The sequence below is a fragment of the Streptomyces sp. NPDC008238 genome (assembly GCF_042956445.1).
GTDB lineage: Bacteria > Actinomycetota > Actinomycetes > Streptomycetales > Streptomycetaceae > Actinacidiphila.
In genome coordinates, this window is record NZ_JBIBGK010000002.1 from 494,232 (window position 1) to 511,254 (window position 17,023).

A 17,023-nucleotide genomic window follows, 5' to 3' on the forward strand; every position below is an offset into this window, starting at 1 on the left:
GCCGGATGCCTCAGAACACCTCCGAGGGGACGTACGTCCCCCAGACCTCGCGGAGCGCGTCGCAGACCTCGCCCACCGTGGCACGGGCGCGCAGCGCGTCCCTCATCGGGTACAGGACCTCCTCCGTGCCCTCGGCGGCCTTCCGCAGCGCGGCCAGCGCCGAGTCCACGGCCCGCCGGTCGCGCCCGGCCCGCAGCGCGGCCAGCCGCGCCACCTGCGCCGCCTCGATCGCCGGGTCGACGCGCAGCGGCTCGTACGGTTCCTCCTCCGCCAGCCGGAAGCGGTTGACGCCGACGACCACCCGCTCCCCGGAGTCGGTCTCCCGGGCGATCCGGTACGCGTTGCGCTCGATCTCGGCCTTCTGGAAGCCGCGTTCGATCGCGCTCACCGCCCCGCCGAGCTCCTCCACCCTGGCCATCAGGTCAAGTGCGGCCGCCTCGACGGCGTCGGTCATCGACTCCACGACGTAGGACCCGGCGAAGGGGTCCACGGTCGCCGTCACGTCGGTCTCGTACGCCAGGACCTGCTGGGTGCGCAGCGCGAGCCGGGCGGACTTCTCGGTGGGGAGCGCGATCGCCTCGTCGAAGGAGTTGGTGTGCAGCGACTGGGTGCCGCCGAGCACGGCGGCCAGCCCCTGGACGGCGACCCGCACCAGGTTCACCTCCGGCTGCTGGGCGGTGAGTTGCACGCCCGCGGTCTGGGTGTGGAAGCGCAGCATCTGCGACCTGGGGTTCCTCGCCCCGAACTCCTCGCGCATGACCCGGGCCCAGATGCGGCGGGCGGCACGGAACTTGGCCACCTCCTCCAGGAGGGTCGTGCGCGAGACGAAGAAGAAGGACAGCCGCGGCGCGAAGTCGTCGACGTCCATGCCGGCGGCGAGGGCGGTACGGACGTACTCGACGCCGTCGGCGAGCGTGAAGGCGATCTCCTGCGCGGGCGAGGCACCGGCCTCGGCCATGTGGTAGCCGGAGATGGAGATGGTGTTCCAGCGCGGGATCTCGGCGCGGCAGTAGCGGAAGAGGTCCGCGACCAGCCGGAGCGAGGGCTTGGGCGGGAAGATGTAGGTCCCGCGGGCGATGTACTCCTTGAGCACGTCGTTCTGGATCGTGCCGGTGAGCCGGTCCGCGGGGACCCCCTGCTCCTCGCCGACCAGCTGGTACATCAGGAGCAGCAGGGCCGCGGGCGCGTTGATCGTCATCGAGGTGGAGACCCGGTCGAGCGGGATGCCGTCGAACAGCACCCGCATGTCCTCGACCGAGTCGACGGCCACGCCGACCTTGCCGACCTCGCCGTGGGCGAGGGGCGCATCGCTGTCGTGGCCCATCTGGGTCGGCAGGTCGAAGGCGACGGACAGACCGGTGGTGCCGTGGGCGATCAGCTGCCGGTAGCGCGCGTTGGACTCGGCGGCGGTGCCGAAGCCCGCGTACTGGCGCATCGTCCAGGGCCGCGTGGTGTACATGGCCGGGTGGACGCCGCGGGTGTACGGGTAGCCGCCCGGCTCACCGAGCCGTTCGGCCGGGTCCCAGCCGTCCAGGGACCCGGGGCCGTAGACGGGCTCGATCGGCAGACCGGATTCGGACTCGCGTGCCATGTCTCGTGCCTCCAGCGACTCGGGGCCCCTTTCCTCAGTGTGCGGCGATCGGTGCCCGCGCCGGTGCAACTACATGCCGGGGAAATCAGTCAAAGGGTGTACCGACTCATCACCAGGGGGACCACGTGGCACTCATATCCGTCGCAAGACCGCGCGCGGCGGCAGCGGCCGCCGCGCTTCTCACCGCGGCCCTCCTCGCCGGCTGCACGGCCCAGGCGAGCGAGCCCAGCGCCAGGGGCTCCGTGGCACCGGACGCCTCGGCCGGCACGGCGAGCCCCTCCGCGAGCCCGAGCACGAGCCCGAGCACGGCGCCGTCCACCGGCTCCGCCTCCCCGACGGCCTCCGCTTCCGCCTCCGCCTCCGCCACGGCCACGAAGAAGCCGAAGGCCGACCGCACCCCCCGGCCGGTCGTCGTCATCGCGCGGGGCAGCACCAGCGCCCGGGTCCGCGAGCTGCAGGCCCGGCTGAAGCAGCTCGGCTTCTTCGGCCGCAACCCCACCGGCTACTACGGGGACGTCACCGTCTCCGCCGTCCGCGCCTTCCAGTCCCGCAACAAGCTGCCGGTCACGGGCACCGTCACCGACAAGACCTGGGCGAAGCTGCGTTCGGTCACCCGGCAGCCCACCCACGACGCCATGTACCCGCCGACCGCCAACACGGTGGCCAAGCTGGACCCGCGCTGCATGACGGGCCGCGTGCTGTGCGTCAGCAAGACCAGCCGCACCCTGGCCTGGGTCGTGAACGGCAGGGTCGTCTCGGCGATGGACGTCCGCTTCGGCTCCCAGTACACGCCGACCCGCGAGGGCACCTTCAGCGTCTTCGCCAAGAGCCGCAACCACGTGTCGACGATCTACCACACGCCCATGCCGTACGCGATGTTCTTCAGCGGCGGCCAGGCGGTGCACTACTCCGCCGACTTCGCGGCCCGCGGCTACGCGGGGGCCTCGCACGGCTGCGTCAACGTGCGCGACCGGGCCAGGATCTCGGCGCTCTTCGACCAGGTGCGGATCGGCGACAAGGTCGTCGTCTACTGGTGAGCCCGGGCCAGGAGCCCGTCCAGCGCCCGCCCGAACAGCAACCGGCCGGCCCACGCGGTGGGCCGGTCGAACACCCCCGGCAGCGGGCGCACCCGCAGGTCCTCGCGCCACACCACCCGCGAGCCCCCGCCCTCGCGCGGCCACACCTCGATCTCGGCCCAGCCGAGCACGGTCCGGCCGCGCTTCTCCAGCCGGCAGCGCCCGGGACGGCCCGCCTCCGGCGGCTCCCATCGCACGACGTCCATGGGGTCGTCGACGACCGCCCGCCCGATCCCGGTGCGCGCCGTGAACGACCGCTCCCCCGTCACGACGGCGGTGGTGAACGGCACCAGCTCGGCGTGGCGTTCCCAGTCGGTGACCCGGCGCCAGGCCTCGGCGGCGGGGAGCGGGCAGTGCCGCTCGATCCGGAAGATCACGGAATCGACCCTACGCCGCCGTCCCCGGGGCGGTACGTGAGGACGCGGGCGGAGCGGGGGGAAAGCGCTCCGCCCGCGTCCCTCGTTGGGGGCCCGATACGGGGGGACCGGGCGACCCCTCGACCGATGACCAGTCGGTCTACTGGTTAAAGCGCCCTGGGGGCCGAAAGTGTCACACCCCGGACCCGCCGCGCCCGGGAGCGCGGCCGGGAGAGGGGAGCCGCCCGGCCGCGCTCGGGTGCGGACCCCTGGGCACGGAAAGGCCCGGATCCGCGGGGGCCGATGACCAGTCGGCCCCTCCTCAGAAGCGCACGGCGGCCGGGAAGTGTCACTCCCCGTGGGTGCCGTGCGAGCCGTGGGTGCCGTGGGTGCCGTGAGAGCCGTGTCCGGAACGCGGTTCCGGCCTCCCGTCGGCCGGTGCGGGACGGGAGGTCGCCGCCGGGCGGGACGTCGGTACGGACGGGCCCGCCCGGAGGGCCGGAGGGCCATCGGCGGTGCCGCGCGGGGCGCGGCCCCCGTGGCGGTGGGGTCCGCCGGAACGATTCTTCCAACGGCCGCGGCCGTCCTGCGAGTCATTGCCGCCCGACTCGTCACCTCTCCGGGCCTTGCCGCCGTTCGCACCGTTCCCGGCGTTCCCGCCGTCCCCGGCGTTCCAGCCGAGCAGTCCGGCACAGTAGCGGCGGACCTGCTGCTGACCGCCGCCGCCCGCAGCCGTGCGCAGCTGCTTGTAGGCCTGCTCGTCCACGCCCTTGCGGTGCCGACCGGCCGCGGCGTAGGCGCGGCACAGCGCCTTGTGGTCCAGGGCCGCCGTGACCGGCGCCGTGGAGGACGGCGTACCGGCGGGCCGGCCGGGGACGACCGTGCCGTGGGTGCCGCCGGCGCCGCCCGCCGGGCGGTCGCTGCCGGAGCCGGGGCGGGAGGAGACCGGCGGGGCGGTACGGCCCGGGGACGGCGAACCGCTGTCCGAGGCGGCCGTGGCCGCGCCCTGGGTGTGGACCGGGGTCGGGTCCGGGACGCCGTAGCCGAGCAGGGCGGGCAGCGCGCCCGCGGCGGCCGCCACGCTCACCCCCGCCACCGCCGCGGTCGCGATCAGCGACCCGGTCAGCGAACGGGTCTGACGGGCCGTACGGTTGCGGACGCTGCGGGACACCCCGCCCGCGCCCGCGCCGGGCGACCAGTCGTCGGACGCGCCCAGGCGGACGTCCGCGGGGTCCGCCGTGAGCGCCCGGTCGTCACGCGCGGCGCGGAAGGCGGCGACGGCCGCCTCCTCGCGCTCCGGGTCGAGGGCCGCGGGCTCCGCGGCGGCGGACAGCAGCCCCGCGAGGGCGGCGGCACGCTCGTCGCGCCAGGCCCGCCCGGCGGGGTCGTCACCGTGGGCACCCCGCAGCAACCGCTCCGCGGTGGCGTCGTCCAGCCAGTCGTGTCCTCGGTTATCGCTCATCTCATGTCCTCAAGCGTTCGGGGCGCCGAAAACGTCACACTCGACGAGCCGCCGTCGGAATCCAGCAGCTCGGCGAGACGGCGCAGGCCGCGACTGGTGGCCATGCGCATCGCACCGGGCCTCTTGCCGACGACCTCGGCCGCCGACCGGGAGTCCAGGCCCATCACCACGCGCAGCAGTACGGCCTCGGCCTGGTCCTGGGGAAGGGCGGCGATGGCCGCCAGCGCGGCACCGGTGCCCACCGCGGCGACCGCCTCCTCGGCGGTGTCCGAGACGGACGGCCGGTCGACCAGTTCCTCCACGCCGGCGGCGGCCAGCGGCCGGCGGCCCACCGCCCGCAGGTGGTCCAGCGCGCGGTTGCGGGCGACCCGGGCGGCCCAGCCGCGTACCGCGTCCCCGTCGCCGCTGAAGCCCGGCAGGTCGCGCGCTATCTGCAACCACGCCTCCGACGCCACGTCCTCGGCGTCCCCAGCGCCGACCAGTGAGCGTATGTACTGCAGCAGTTGCGGCTGCACCGCTCGGTACACGAACCGGAAGCCGTCCTCGTCCCCCTCCTGCGCCGCGCGTACCGCGGTCGCCAAATCCACGTTCGAGCCTCCCCCTCGGAATCGCGCACCATACTGCCGCATGGTGGGCGGCCGCAGGGCCCCCGGGGCGGTTACCGGCCGGTCACCAAGGGTCAGGACAGCAGCCTGGCGAGCCGCTTGAGGCCGCGGTGCGCCGCCGTGCGGACCGCTCCCGCCCGTTTGCCCAGCACCCGGGCCGCGGAGCCCCCGTCGAGCCCGACGACGACGCGCAGCAGGACCGCCTCCGCCTGGTCGGGCGGCAGCGAGGCGATCAGGGAGAGCGCGCGTCGTGTGGCGAGCGCCTCCAGCGCGCGGTCGGCGGTGTCCTCGGCCGCGGGGAGGTCCAGCAGTTCGGCGTCGAAGGGCCGGGCGCGGGGCCTGGTGTCCTGGCGCCGCAGGTGGTCCAGGGCGCGGTGCCGGGCTATGGTCGCCGCCCAGCCGCGGAAGCCCGCCCCGTCGCCGCGGAACCGGCCGAGGTCGCGGGCGATTTCGAGCCAGGCCTCGGAGGTGACGTCCTCGGCCTCGTCACCGACGAGGCCGCGCACGTAGCCGAGCAGCAGCGGCTGGACGAGCCGGTAGACGACCGCGAAGGCGTGCTCGTCCCCGCCCTGGGCGCGCCGGACCGCGGCCCCGAGCTCCATGTCGCGGTCGGCCCGCGGATCGTGGCGCCCCCCGTTGCTGGCCACACCGTCCCCTCGAATCGCCGGCATCCTGTACAGCGTGGATTCGCACTGAATCGTCACACCTGCCGGGCCGCGTGGCGATGGGTGTGACGTTTTCGGCCGCGCCGGCGCTTTAACAATCAGAAGCGGCCGGAGACGCTCCTGTGGGGGGAGGCGGACTTCGGCCGCTTCACCTGTGTGCGCCCGAGCGCGCCGGTTCAGCCGGCGCGCTCGGCGAGGGCGCTGAAGTCCTGCCAGCTCAGGGCGGGCGGACCGGGGTCCCAGAGCTTCTGGGTGAGCGCGCGCAGCGGCATCCGGATGCCGGCCGCGACCTCCTCCTCGGTCTGGGCGTCGGCCCGGTCGCACCAGACCGCCAGCCGCGCGCCGAGGATGCGGTCCGGCCCCGACAGCGCCGCGGGCACGGCGTCGTCCCGGTAGACGACGGCCGGGGTCCACTCCTCGTAGATGCGCCGCCCGCTGGGGTAGGGGAAGTTCTCCGGCGCGCCGAGGACGTAGTAGAGGTACCAGGAGTTGAGGTTGAGCAGCTGCCGGCCCTCGCGCAGGTACTCCTCGGGCAGCCGTCCGCGCAGTTTGTTGCTGGACCAGTAGGCCACCACCCGGTCCGGGTCCGCGGTGACCCGGGCGCCGTCGGAGAAGCCGTCGTTCCACGCCTCGACCCGTTTGCCGAGCGAGCGCAGCGTGGCGGCGCGGTCGTTGAGCCAGCCGGCCGCCGCGTCGGCCACACCCGCGTCCGGGCCGTAGCGCTCGCGCGCGTACGCGGCGACCTGCGGGAAGGACGCCTCCGGGTCGTCCGTCACGAGCGGTCCGTACTCGTCGCCGCCGACGTGCCAGTAGGTGCCGGGGAAGAGCGGCGCGTACTCCTTGATCAGGTCGTCGACGACGGCCGCCGCGCCGGGCCGGGAGACGTCGAGCGCCCCGCGCACGGGCGTGCCGTTCGCGGAGCGCAGCTGGAGGTCCGGGTGGGCGTCGAGCACGGCGCCCATGTGGCCGGGGCTGTCGATCTCGGGGACGACGGTGATGTGCCGCTGCGCGGCGAGTTCGACGACGGCGCGGACGTCCTCCTTGGACAGGTGCCGGGCCGAGACGACCTCGGGGTGGCTGTCGCTCTGCACGCGGAAGCCCTGGTCGTCGCTGAGGTGCAGGTGGAGCTGGTTGTACTTCAGGTCGCCCAGCTCGCGGACCCGGGCCTCCAGCCACTCGCGGCTGAAGTACTTGCGGCCGATGTCGATCATCAGCCCGCGCTCCGGGCGGTCCGGACCGTCCTCGACGGTGCCGGCCGGCACCCTTCCGGTGGAACGGACCGCCTGGAGGAGGGTGCGGGTGCCGTAGAAGACCCCGGCGTCGGTGCCGGCGCGCACTGTCACCCCGTCGGCCGAACTTGTCATCTCGTACGACTCCGGCCCCGAATTACTCCGTTCGAGTGAAAGCGAGATGTCCCCCGGTCCGGCGGGCCCGCTGGCGTACGGCCGGCGGAGCTCCCCCGCGAGCAGCCGCGCCTCGTCCTCCACCGCGCTCCCGGCGGGCGCCACCACCCGCGAGCCCGGTCCCGGGACGAAGGCGGCGTCCCCGGCGGCGGGCGTGAAGGAACGGACGGCGGGGATCGACGGGAACCCGGCGGACGTGCCCGCCTGCCCCGTCCGCGGGGCGCCGGGGGTGGTGGTCCCCACGGGCGCGGCGAGCGCCGGGCCCGCCCCGAGCACGGCGGTCAGTACGGCCGTCGCCGCGTACGCCGACGCACGTTTCGCCCGCATCTGCCACATGATCCGAATTTATGCCCGCTGTGTGGATCTCGCCGCGCGGACCTGGAGAAGTCGTGCACTTTCGTTCCCGTACGAGTGAAATTCGCGCATCCGTCGTACAGGGCCGAACATAGGCCGATACGGTGGTCGTCACTCGCCGTCCCACTGTGGTTCACGCCGCGCAGCCGCCTCGCGGTTCCCCCCACGGCCGTCACCGTTCCCTCCCAGGAGCCCACCGCTGTCCAGCGACACCCCCGCCGTCCCGCCACGGGCCCCGGCGCACCTCCCCGCGCAGTCGCGCGGCCGCGTGCCCCGGCCCGCCCCGGCGATCCGCCCCGGCCTCCCCCACGGCCTGCGGCGGCTCAACGACGCCTCGCCCGGCGCGGCCGAAGCCGTCCTGCTGAGCTGTTGCGGCAGCCTGCGCTGGGCCCGCCGGGTCGCCGCGCACCGCCCCTACCCCGACCTGGACGCGCTGCTGGCCGCCGCCGACGAGGCCGCCTACGACCTCACGCCCGCCGACCTCGCCGAGGCGCTGGCCGCCGAGGCCTCCGGCGCCCCGCCGGACTCCGCCCCCACCCGCGGCCACCTCGCCGCGCACACGGCGCTGCGGGCCGCGCAGGCCGCGTACGAGGCGCGCTTCGGCCATGTCTTCGTGCTGTCCCTCGACGGCGTGCACCCCGGAGAGTCCCTCGACCGGATGCTGGCGTCACTCCGTCAGCGTCTGGGCAACGACCCGGACGAGGAACGGGTCACGGCCGCCGAGGAACTGCGCCGCGTCACCCGCTCCCGCCTGGTGCGACTGGCCCTCGGGGACGCGCGGGGCGGGCCCGGGGTTCCCGGCCGATACACCCACACGTGCGGGATCGATCACACCTGAAGGACCCGGCAGGACGTAGCCGACAAGCCGTCGCTACGATGGCCAGGGCCGGTGGACCGTACCCGGCCGGGCCGACCGACCAACGAAGCCGGCAGGCCCCACATCCGCTCCCGGAGGGTTTTTTCCGTGCCGGCTGGAACGTTGTACCGCGGCCGGGAAGGCATGTGGTCATGGGTGGCTCATCGAGTCACCGGTGTCCTCATCTTCTTCTTCCTGTTCGTCCACGTCCTCGACACCGCACTGGTGCGTGTCTCCCCCGAGGACTACGACAAGGTCGTCAACACCTACAAGCAGCCCATCGTCAGCCTGCTCGAGTACGGGCTGGTCGCGGCTGTCCTCTTCCACGCTCTGAACGGCCTGCGCGTCATCGCCGTCGACTTCTGGTCCAAGGGCCCCAAGTACCAGAAGCAGATGCTGTGGACCGTCGTCGGAATCTGGGTCGTGCTGATGATCGGGGCCATCTACCCCGTCCTCGGCCACGCCGCACGAGTGCTGTTCGGGAGCTGAGCGAAGTCATGTCCGCAACCGAACACGTGGAGCTCAGCTCCTCCAGCGCCGCCTACGGCCCCGACAACCCGGCCCCGGTCATCGAGGCGCCGCGCGCCCGCACCAAGCGCACCCCGCGCAGCACCCGGACCAACTTCGAGATGTACGGCTGGCTGTTCATGCGCCTGTCCGGCATCGTCCTGGTCGTCCTGGTCATCGGTCACCTGCTGATCCAGCTGGTCCTCGACGGCGGCGTGACCAAGGTCGGGTTCGCCTTCGTCGCCGGCCGCTGGGCCTCGCCCTTCTGGCAGACCTGGGACCTGGTCATGCTGTGGCTGGCGATGCTGCACGGCGGCAACGGCCTGCGCACCGTGATCAACGACTACGCGGAGCGGGACAACACCCGGTTCTGGCTGAAGATGGTGCTCTACACCGCGACCGCGTTCACCATCATCCTCGGCACGCTGGTGATCTTCACCTTCGACCCGAACATCCGCTAGCCAGGGCTGGACAGGGAAGCGACCCCTCATGCAGATCCACAAGTACGACACCGTCATCGTCGGCGCCGGTGGCGCCGGCATGCGCGCCGCCATCGAGGCGACGAAGCGCAGCCGCACCGCCGTGCTGACGAAGCTCTACCCCACCCGCTCCCACACCGGCGCCGCCCAGGGCGGCATGGCCGCGGCCCTCGCGAACGTCGAGGAGGACAACTGGGAGTGGCACACCTTCGACACGATCAAGGGCGGTGACTACCTGGTCGACCAGGACGCCGCCGAGATCCTGGCGAAGGAGGCCATCGACGCGGTCCTCGACCTCGAGAAGATGGGCCTGCCCTTCAACCGCACCCCCGAGGGCCGGATCGACCAGCGCCGCTTCGGCGGTCACTCCCGCAACCACGGCGAGGCCCCGGTCCGCCGGGCCTGCTACGCGGCCGACCGCACCGGCCACATGATCCTCCAGACGCTGTACCAGAACTGCGTCAAGGAGGGTGTGGAGTTCTTCAACGAGTTCTACGTCCTCGACCAGCTCCTCGTCGAGGAGGACGGCGTCCAGAAGTCCGCCGGTGTGGTCGCCTACGAGCTGGCCACCGGCGAGATCCACGTCTTCCAGGCGAAGGCCGTCGTGTACGCCTCCGGCGGCACCGGCAAGTTCTTCAAGGTCACCTCCAACGCGCACACCCTCACCGGTGACGGCCAGGCCGCCGTCTACCGCCGCGGTCTGCCGCTGGAGGACATGGAGTTCTTCCAGTTCCACCCGACCGGCATCTGGCGCATGGGCATCCTGCTGACGGAGGGCGCCCGCGGTGAGGGCGGCATCCTCCGCAACAAGGACGGCGAGCGCTTCATGGAGAAGTACGCGCCGGTCATGAAGGACCTCGCCTCGCGCGACGTCGTCTCCCGCGCGATCTACACCGAGATCCGCGAGGGCCGCGGCTGCGGTCCCGAGGGCGACCACGTCTACCTCGACCTGACGCACCTGCCGCCGGAGCAGCTGGACGCCAAGCTCCCGGACATCACGGAGTTCGCGCGGACCTACCTCGGCATCGAGCCCTACACGGACCCGATCCCGATCCAGCCCACCGCGCACTACGCCATGGGCGGCATCCCCACCAACGTCGAGGGTGAGGTCCTGTCGGACAACACCACCGTCGTCCCGGGCCTGTACGCCGCCGGCGAGGTCGCCTGCGTCTCCGTGCACGGCGCCAACCGCCTGGGCACCAACTCGCTGCTGGACATCAACGTCTTCGGCCGCCGGGCCGGCATCGCGGCCGCCGAGTACTCCGCGGACCACGGCTACGTCGAGCTCCCCGAGGCCCCGGCGCAGCTGGTCGTGGACCAGGTCGAGCGGCTCCGCGCCTCCACCGGCAACGAGCGGGTCGCGCAGCTGCGCAAGGAGCTGCAGGAGACCATGGACGCCAACGTGATGGTGTTCCGCACCGAGCAGACCATCAAGACGGCCGTCGAGAAGATCGGCGAGCTGCGCGCGCGGTACAAGAACGTGTCGATCCAGGACAAGGGCAAGCGGTTCAACACCGACCTGCTCGAGGCGATCGAGCTCGGCAACCTGCTCGACCTCGCCGAGGTCATGGCGGTCTCGGCCCTGGCCCGCAAGGAGTCCCGCGGCGGCCACTACCGCGAGGACTACCCGAACCGCGACGACGTCAACTTCATGCGGCACACGATGGCGTACCGCGAGGTGGGAGCCGACGGCACCGAGTCGATCAGGCTCGACTACAAGCCGGTCGTGCAGACCCGCTACCAGCCGATGGAGCGTAAGTACTGATGAGCACCGCGACCCTCGACAAGGTCGAGGCCGAGGCCCAGGCCTCGCCCTACATCACGGTCACCTTCCGGATCCGCCGGTTCAACCCGGAGATCTCGGACGAGGCCACCTGGCAGGACTTCGAGCTGGAGATCGACCCCAAGGAGCGGGTCCTCGACGGCCTCCACAAGATCAAGTGGGACATGGACGGCACGCTGACGTTCCGTCGTTCCTGCGCCCACGGCATCTGCGGCTCCGACGCCATGCGCATCAACGGCCGCAACCGGCTGGCCTGCAAGACCCTGATCAAGGACATCAACCCGGACAAGCCCATCACCGTCGAGCCCATCAAGGGCCTGACGGTGCTGAAGGACCTGGTCGTCGACATGGACCCGTTCTTCCAGGCCTACCGGGACGTGATGCCCTTCCTGATCACCAAGGGCAACGAGCCGACCCGCGAGCGCCTGCAGTCCCCCGAGGACCGCGCGCGCTTCGACGACACCACCAAGTGCATCCTGTGCGCCGCGTGCACGTCGTCCTGCCCGGTCTTCTGGAACGACGGCCAGTACTTCGGCCCGGCGGCCATCGTCAACGCCCACCGCTTCATCTTCGACTCGCGTGACGAGGCGGGCGAGCAGCGGCTCGAGGTGCTGAACGACAAGGACGGCGTGTGGCGTTGCCGCACCACGTTCAACTGCACCGACGCCTGCCCGCGTGGCATCGAGGTCACCAAGGCCATCCAGGAGGTGAAGCGCGCGCTCATCACGCGTCGCTTCTGATCCCCTCCGCCGAGGCTCCCCCGAGGGCCCCGCACCCGGTTCCCGCCGGGCCGCGGGGCCCTCGGGCGTTCACGGGGCCAGCGCCCGGTGTATCTGCTTGCGGGTGGTCGTGTGGTCGACGCGCTCCGCGAGCCTGCGCAGTTCCTCCCGTCCGGCGCCGCGCTCCAGCCGGGCCAGGGCGCGTACGCCGGCACCGGCGACGACGGTCTTGACCGGGGACCGCTCCACGAGTGCGCCCAGGACGCGGACGGTCTCCTGGTGGGGAGGCACGGCCGGGGACGACAGCAGCCAGGCCAGGCCCCGTACGGCGGAGACGTTCCAGGGGTCGTGGGCGCCCGCCTCGGCGCTGCCGCCGTGGGTCGCGAGGGCGAGCCAGGGTGTGGCGGTGCGGCGTACCGCCTCGGGGCCGACGCCGTCGAGGATCCCGGCGGCCGCCCGGTCCCAGCGCGCGCCGGGGCCCGGCTTGGCGGCGCGCAGGTGCGGGATCAGCCGCCGCCACCGTGCGCCGAGTGCCGGCAGCTCGGCCAGGACGCGGTCGGACCAGGGCTCGCCGGGGTTGAGGGGCGGCTCGGGAAGGCGGTCCAGGAGGAGTTCCGCCCAGTCGAGGCCGTGGTGCGCGCACCGGCGGATCATCCCGACGACCTCCGCCGACAACGGACGTCCCGCGTCGAGCAGGGCCTCCGCGACGACGGGCATCTCGTCGCCGTAGTCGAAGCAGTAGGACCGCCTGGCGATGCCCTCCAGCATGTCGTTCCAGAGGGCGCACCACGCGTCGTGCACGAAGCCCCGGGACACCGCGGCCAGCAGCACCGTGACCCGCTCGTACCGGTCGGGAGTCGAACCCGGCGCGTTGGCACGCTCGACGAGCAGCCCCGCGAGGGTGAACCGCAGTTCCTGGGGCATCGCCCTCAGCAGGGACACCGCTCCGTACCCCTCGCACTCCGGCGCCGACAGCAACTGCCCGGCCAGCTCGGCCGCGTCCCCGCGCGCGGTGAGCCGGGCGATGAGGTCGATGCGGCCCGGGTCCTCCCAGGGCGAGTACTCGAGGGTCCGTACGCGTCTCACAGCCGGCTCACGATCGTCGGGTCGGTGATCTCCGTGTCACGGGCCAGGAGCAGCGCCTTCGCGAGGATCACCGGCAGCATGGGGTCGCCCTCGAAGGGCAGGGGGCCCGGGACCGCGCCGGCGGTCACGGGCGGGACGACGCACAGGTGGCGGTCGCCCGGGGACATCAGGACGTTGCCCGAGCCGAGGTGGATCCGGTACGTGTGCCGGTCGCCCCGGACGTGCAGGAAGCGGCCGTCCACGGCGCAGCGGCCGGCGACGGCCAGGCGCGGCACGAGGCGGGCCAGCACGTCGCGGCGGGTCTCGGCGCAGGGCGTCAGCTCGCCGGAGCCATAGGACGTCCAGTAGGCGCGGAACCGGCCGTCGGGGCCGCCGTCCTGCCAGGTGGGGTCGTTGCCGATGCCGGCGGCTCCGACGAACAGGTCGACGTCGCGCAGGACTTCGCTGAGGACCAGCGGCGGGACGCCGGTGAGCGGCAGCGGGTCGGCCCGCCCGGCGGGGGCGTCCAGCGGGAGGAAGCGCACCCGGTCCGCCGCGACGAGCGCGGGGCCGCCGCAGAGGGCCGGGTCGTCGCCGGAGCCGTCGAGGCCCTGGAGGGGCAGTTCCACACGCAGCCCCCACTGCGGGAGTTCGCGCGTGGCGGGCGGGAGGGCGTCCCCGGGCGGGAGGGCGTCCCCGGGCGGCGGGAGCGGGAGGTGGCGCCAGCCGCGGGCGGTGGCCAGCGCGGCGAACCGCCGCCGCCTCAGGACGTGCGGGGTGGCGAAGAGGCGTCCGGCGTCGGCGGGGCCGTACACCTCGCGGTGGGCCTGCCGGAAGGGCTGCGTGACGCCGTGCCGCTCCAGCCACTCCCGCCAGGCCGTGACCTCCGCGCGCTCGCGCCCCAGGGGGTGCCACAGCGCGACGACGCCCTCTGCGCCGGCCGGGACCGGCGCGCCGTCGAGCGTGCGCAGGCCGCCCCCGGCCCAGCCGCAGGCGACCCCGTCGACCGTCCACAGCAACCGCCGGGCAAGGGTGCCGAGTAGCGGGTGGCCGGCGAACCCGTCCCGCCAGACGGCGTACGGCCACGCGGGCCGCTCCGGGAACAGCCGGTCCAGCCGGCCGGCCTCGGCGGCCAGCGTCCGGTCGATGTCCCTGACGGCGGTCCTGAGCCGGGTCAACTCCCCGGCGTGCTCACGCCGTACGGCCGCCGGGGCGCCCTTCAGGGCCTTGCCCGCCGCGTTCCGCCACCCCAGCACGGCCCGCCCGTCCCGGATGCCCAGCTGCGCGGTGACCCCGCCCAGCGGCTGCGCCACTCCGAGCCCGTACCCGGGCACGGCCGGCCCCCCGGCGTCCCCCCACACGATCACGCTCACCGTCCACCCCCATGCGGCGACCCCACGTTCCCCGTCCCGACCGAGCGTAGGACCGCCCTCTGACAGCGCGCCGCGCTTCCCCCGTCCGGCGCAAGCACCCCCCGTGCACTGGGCCGACCGGTGTGCACGGGGGTGGGCCCGGTTCGGCCGTGGGGGGTCGCAGCTTGTACCGTCCCCCCATGGCCGCGACACCCCCCACACCGCCGCGACGTGCCGTCCTCGGGCTCGGCGTGGCTGCCGCGCTGCTCCCCGCCGGAAAGGCGGTGGCCGCCGGCAGATCCGTGGTCGGGGGCGAGCGGCTGGGGCTGCACGGGGTGCAGGTGGCCGTGGGGGCGCCGAAGCTGCCGGAGACGAACTCCCTGTCGTGGATCGTGGCGGACGCCGACTCCGGTGAGGTCCTGGCGTCGTACAACGCGCACCGGCGGCTGCCGCCGGCCAGCACGCTGAAGATGCTCTTCGCGGACACGCTGCTGCCGCTCTTCGACCGGCGGTCCCGGCACCAGGTGACGCACGCGGACCTGGCGGACATAGGGGCCGGGAGCAGTCTGGTCGGGATCGAGGCGGGGATCAGCTACACGGTCGAGCAGCTGTGGCTCGGGGTGTTCCTGCGCTCGGGGAACGACGCGGTGCACGTGCTGTGCTCGATGAACGGCGGCGTCGAGAAGACCGTCCGGGACATGCGGGCGCGGGCGCGGGAGCTGCAGGCGAACGACACGCACGTGGTGAGCCCGGACGGCTACGACACGCCCGGCCAGCTCTCCTCGGCGTACGACCTGACGCTCTTCGCCCGCGCGGGGCTGCGGAACCCCGACTTCCGGCACTACTGCGCCACGCGCGTCGCCCGCTTCCCCGGGGAGAAGGGCGCGAGCTTCGAGATCCAGAACACCAACCGGCTGCTCGGCGACTACGACGGCATGATCGGGGTGAAGAACGGCTACACCACCAACGCCGGGAACACCTTCACGGGCGCCGCGGAACGCGACGGGCGGACGCTGCTGGTGACCGTGATGCACCCGGAGTCCGGCTACGACGAGGTGTACCAGGAGGCGGCCGACCTGCTCGACTGGGGCTTCGACGCGGTGGGCCGCGTGGAGCCGGTCGGGGAGCTGGTGCCGACGCTGAGCCAGGCGCGCGCGATGGCCGGCGGGCCGCCGGCCGACGGCCCCGGCCCGCGGCCCGCGGCGGCGGCCGACGGGTCGAAGGGGTCCTCGTGGGTCGGACCGGCCGTGGAGACCGTGCTGGTGGCGGCCGTGGCGGCGTTCGTCCTGGCGATCAGGCGCCGCCCGCTGCCGCAGCGTACGGCCGCCGCCCGGGGGGACGCGCGGCGGCGCGGGCGCGGCTCGAGCCGCGCCCGCTGAGGCCGCCGTCGCGCGGCCGGGGCCCGCGGGTCACCGGGCGAAGATCCCGTAGGCCGCGACGACCAGCGCCAGCAGCCCGGTGAGCGCCGCCACGGCGGGCAGCGGCCAGCGGGAACGCTCCAGCGCCTCCAGACGCTCCTCGTGCTCGCCCAGCACCTTGTCGGTCTGGTCGGCGCGCTGCAGGAGCAGGGCGAGGTCGCCCCGGGTGGTGGCGAAGCCGACGTCGACGGAGCGGCGCAGGCGTTCCAGTTCGAGGGCGACCCCGAGGGTGCCCTCCTGATGCGTGGTCATCCGCCGCACCTCCTCAGCCAGGAGGGCAGCAGCCGCTCGACGGCGTCGAGGGACATCACGCGGGTGACGCCCGCCGCGACGGCGAGCACGGTGCAGGCGCCCGGCCAGGTCGCGTCCACCAGCAGTGGCGCGGCGGCGGCGAGGGCGACGCCGGTCTGGACGAGGGTGCGGACGGTACGGCGGTCGGCGTCGGTCATGCGGTCTCCTTCCTCGGGACGTGCAGGGCGTCCCAACTGGTGCGGCCGGGGATGCCGTCGGCGTCCGCGCCGCCGTAGCCGAGCTTGCGCTGCCAGGCGGCGTAGGAGCTGCGGTCGGCCTCGGTCCACTCCGGGCCGGGACCCTGCCGGTAGCGGCCGCAGCCGACGGCGACCAGGCGCTTCCCCATCGCGGTGACGACGTCGCTGCGGCGCCCGGCCCGGAAGAAGGCCGCCCCCGGGAAGGGCTCGTACGTCCGCGCGGGGCGGGCTCCCAGGCGCTCGGCGACGCGTTGCCGCATGGCGGGCATCGAGAAGCTCGGATCGATCTTCCGCCGGGTCCACTCCTTGTGCCCGACGACGTGGGCGGCGCTCCAGCCGTGCGCCCGGCACAGGGCGGCCGCGGTCCGCTCCACGGCGGTCAGTTGGGCGGCCGGGTAGGGGTCGCGGCCGTCGCCGAGGTTCTCGATCTCGAACCCGTAGAAGTGGGCGTTGCCGTCGACGGTGTCGGCACCCGGCCTCGCGGGTACCGGGCGGCCCGCGCGGACGGCTTCGTAGACGGCGCTCGAACCACTTCCCGCGTGGTTGGTGCGCCCGTACCCGACGAGGTGCACGGTGCCGTCCTTGGCGACGACGCCGATGCACAGCGGTCCGGGCAGGTCGGGGCGGCCGGTCCGGCACAGCCCGACGCTGTCCCGGCCGGCGGTGTGGTGCAGCATCACACCGTGCACCGGGCCCCAGGCGCCGACGGCGTTGCGGTGGTGGGTGCGCCAGTCGCCGTGCCCGGCGACGGTGACGCCTTCGGCGTCGAGAGCGGCCAGGAATGCCGTCGCGGAGACGGGTGCGGCCATGGTTCCTCCTCTGGTGGGGGACGGATCTGATGGGG

At 73.7% G+C, this 17,023-nt stretch carries 18 protein-coding genes; 7 read left to right on the plus strand and 11 right to left on the minus strand.

The features are described from left to right. Positions 1-10: 10 nt before the first annotated feature. On the minus strand, positions 11-1,591 hold the full coding sequence (locus ACFZAU_RS07080) for an acyl-CoA mutase large subunit family protein (RefSeq protein ID WP_500551386.1): 1,581 nt from the start codon (positions 1,589-1,591) through the stop codon (positions 11-13). A gap of 125 nt (positions 1,592-1,716) precedes the next feature. Here ACFZAU_RS07080 and ACFZAU_RS07085 point away from each other — a divergent pair, with 125 nt between their 5' ends. Then, complete coding sequence (locus tag ACFZAU_RS07085) at positions 1,717-2,628, plus strand: L,D-transpeptidase family protein (RefSeq protein WP_500551387.1); 912 nt, start codon at positions 1,717-1,719, stop codon at positions 2,626-2,628. Here the strand turns inward: ACFZAU_RS07085 and ACFZAU_RS07090 are convergent. The 5 genes from ACFZAU_RS07090 to ACFZAU_RS07110 all read right to left on the minus strand — a co-directional run bounded on the left by ACFZAU_RS07090 (position 2,619) and on the right by ACFZAU_RS07110 (position 7,485). Beyond that, positions 2,619-3,044, minus strand: a complete 426-nt coding sequence (locus tag ACFZAU_RS07090) for an SRPBCC family protein (protein WP_500551388.1) — start codon at positions 3,042-3,044, stop codon at positions 2,619-2,621. The genes ACFZAU_RS07085 and ACFZAU_RS07090 overlap by 10 nt on opposite strands. Positions 3,045-3,372: 328 nt before the next feature. Next, a complete protein-coding gene (locus ACFZAU_RS07095; protein ID WP_500551389.1) occupies positions 3,373-4,485 on the minus strand; it encodes a hypothetical protein in 1,113 nt (370 codons plus the stop codon). Continuing rightward, positions 4,482-5,114 (minus strand): RNA polymerase sigma factor, encoded by a 633-nt coding sequence (locus ACFZAU_RS07100; RefSeq protein ID WP_500551390.1) that lies wholly within the window; start codon positions 5,112-5,114, stop codon positions 4,482-4,484. The genes ACFZAU_RS07095 and ACFZAU_RS07100 overlap by 4 nt, the downstream gene beginning before the upstream one ends. A 50-nt stretch (positions 5,115-5,164) precedes the next feature. Continuing rightward, positions 5,165-5,692, minus strand: coding sequence for an RNA polymerase sigma factor (locus ACFZAU_RS07105; protein WP_499606658.1), 528 nt, complete (start codon positions 5,690-5,692; stop codon positions 5,165-5,167). 239 nt (positions 5,693-5,931) lie between these two features. Then, on the minus strand, positions 5,932-7,485 hold the full coding sequence (locus tag ACFZAU_RS07110) for a beta-N-acetylhexosaminidase (protein ID WP_500551391.1): 1,554 nt from the start codon (positions 7,483-7,485) through the stop codon (positions 5,932-5,934). A gap of 295 nt (positions 7,486-7,780) precedes the next feature. Here ACFZAU_RS07110 and ACFZAU_RS07115 point away from each other — a divergent pair, with 295 nt between their 5' ends. The 5 genes from ACFZAU_RS07115 to ACFZAU_RS07135 all read left to right on the plus strand — a co-directional run bounded on the left by ACFZAU_RS07115 (position 7,781) and on the right by ACFZAU_RS07135 (position 11,877). Beyond that, on the plus strand, positions 7,781-8,350 hold the full coding sequence (locus tag ACFZAU_RS07115; protein ID WP_500551392.1) for a 2-oxo-4-hydroxy-4-carboxy-5-ureidoimidazoline decarboxylase: 570 nt from the start codon (positions 7,781-7,783) through the stop codon (positions 8,348-8,350). A gap of 126 nt (positions 8,351-8,476) precedes the next feature. Continuing rightward, a complete protein-coding gene (gene sdhC / locus ACFZAU_RS07120) occupies positions 8,477-8,857 on the plus strand; it encodes a succinate dehydrogenase, cytochrome b556 subunit (protein WP_078620037.1) in 381 nt (126 codons plus the stop codon). An 8-nt stretch (positions 8,858-8,865) separates the two neighbouring features. Beyond that, complete coding sequence (locus ACFZAU_RS07125) at positions 8,866-9,336, plus strand: succinate dehydrogenase hydrophobic membrane anchor subunit (RefSeq protein WP_500551393.1); 471 nt, start codon at positions 8,866-8,868, stop codon at positions 9,334-9,336. A gap of 28 nt (positions 9,337-9,364) precedes the next feature. Then, positions 9,365-11,119: a succinate dehydrogenase flavoprotein subunit gene (gene sdhA / locus ACFZAU_RS07130; RefSeq protein ID WP_500551394.1), complete on the plus strand. Its 1,755-nt coding sequence runs from the start codon at positions 9,365-9,367 to the stop codon at positions 11,117-11,119. Beyond that, positions 11,119-11,877: a succinate dehydrogenase iron-sulfur subunit gene (locus ACFZAU_RS07135; RefSeq protein ID WP_499606589.1), complete on the plus strand. Its 759-nt coding sequence runs from the start codon at positions 11,119-11,121 to the stop codon at positions 11,875-11,877. Before sdhA ends, ACFZAU_RS07135 begins: the two co-directional genes overlap by 1 nt. 69 nt (positions 11,878-11,946) lie before the next feature. On the opposite strand, the gene ACFZAU_RS07140 is transcribed toward ACFZAU_RS07135, so the two are convergent. Beyond that, on the minus strand, positions 11,947-12,942 hold the full coding sequence (locus ACFZAU_RS07140) for a hypothetical protein (protein ID WP_500551395.1): 996 nt from the start codon (positions 12,940-12,942) through the stop codon (positions 11,947-11,949). After that, the gene (locus tag ACFZAU_RS07145; protein ID WP_500551396.1) at positions 12,939-14,294 is read right to left on the minus strand and encodes a DUF4132 domain-containing protein; all 1,356 of its coding nucleotides are present in this window, start codon (positions 14,292-14,294) and stop codon (positions 12,939-12,941) included. The genes ACFZAU_RS07140 and ACFZAU_RS07145 overlap by 4 nt, the downstream gene beginning before the upstream one ends. Before the next feature lie 179 nt (positions 14,295-14,473). Between ACFZAU_RS07145 and ACFZAU_RS07150 the strand changes: the two genes are divergently transcribed. Next, on the plus strand, positions 14,474-15,652 hold the full coding sequence (locus tag ACFZAU_RS07150) for a D-alanyl-D-alanine carboxypeptidase family protein (RefSeq protein WP_500551397.1): 1,179 nt from the start codon (positions 14,474-14,476) through the stop codon (positions 15,650-15,652). Positions 15,653-15,682: 30 nt separating this feature from the next. Here the strand turns inward: ACFZAU_RS07150 and ACFZAU_RS07155 are convergent, their stop codons facing one another. The 3 genes from ACFZAU_RS07155 to ACFZAU_RS07165 are packed head-to-tail and all read right to left on the minus strand — an operon-like array spanning position 15,683 to position 16,988. Continuing rightward, positions 15,683-15,943, minus strand: coding sequence for a hypothetical protein (locus ACFZAU_RS07155; protein WP_499606585.1), 261 nt, complete (start codon positions 15,941-15,943; stop codon positions 15,683-15,685). Next, entirely contained in the window at positions 15,940-16,140 is a 201-nt protein-coding gene (locus tag ACFZAU_RS07160; protein ID WP_500551398.1) for a hypothetical protein, read from the minus strand. The genes ACFZAU_RS07155 and ACFZAU_RS07160 overlap by 4 nt, the downstream gene beginning before the upstream one ends. Beyond that, positions 16,137-16,988, minus strand: a complete 852-nt coding sequence (locus ACFZAU_RS07165; protein WP_500551399.1) for a peptidoglycan-binding protein — start codon at positions 16,986-16,988, stop codon at positions 16,137-16,139. The genes ACFZAU_RS07160 and ACFZAU_RS07165 overlap by 4 nt, the downstream gene beginning before the upstream one ends. Positions 16,989-17,023 lie beyond the last annotated feature (35 nt).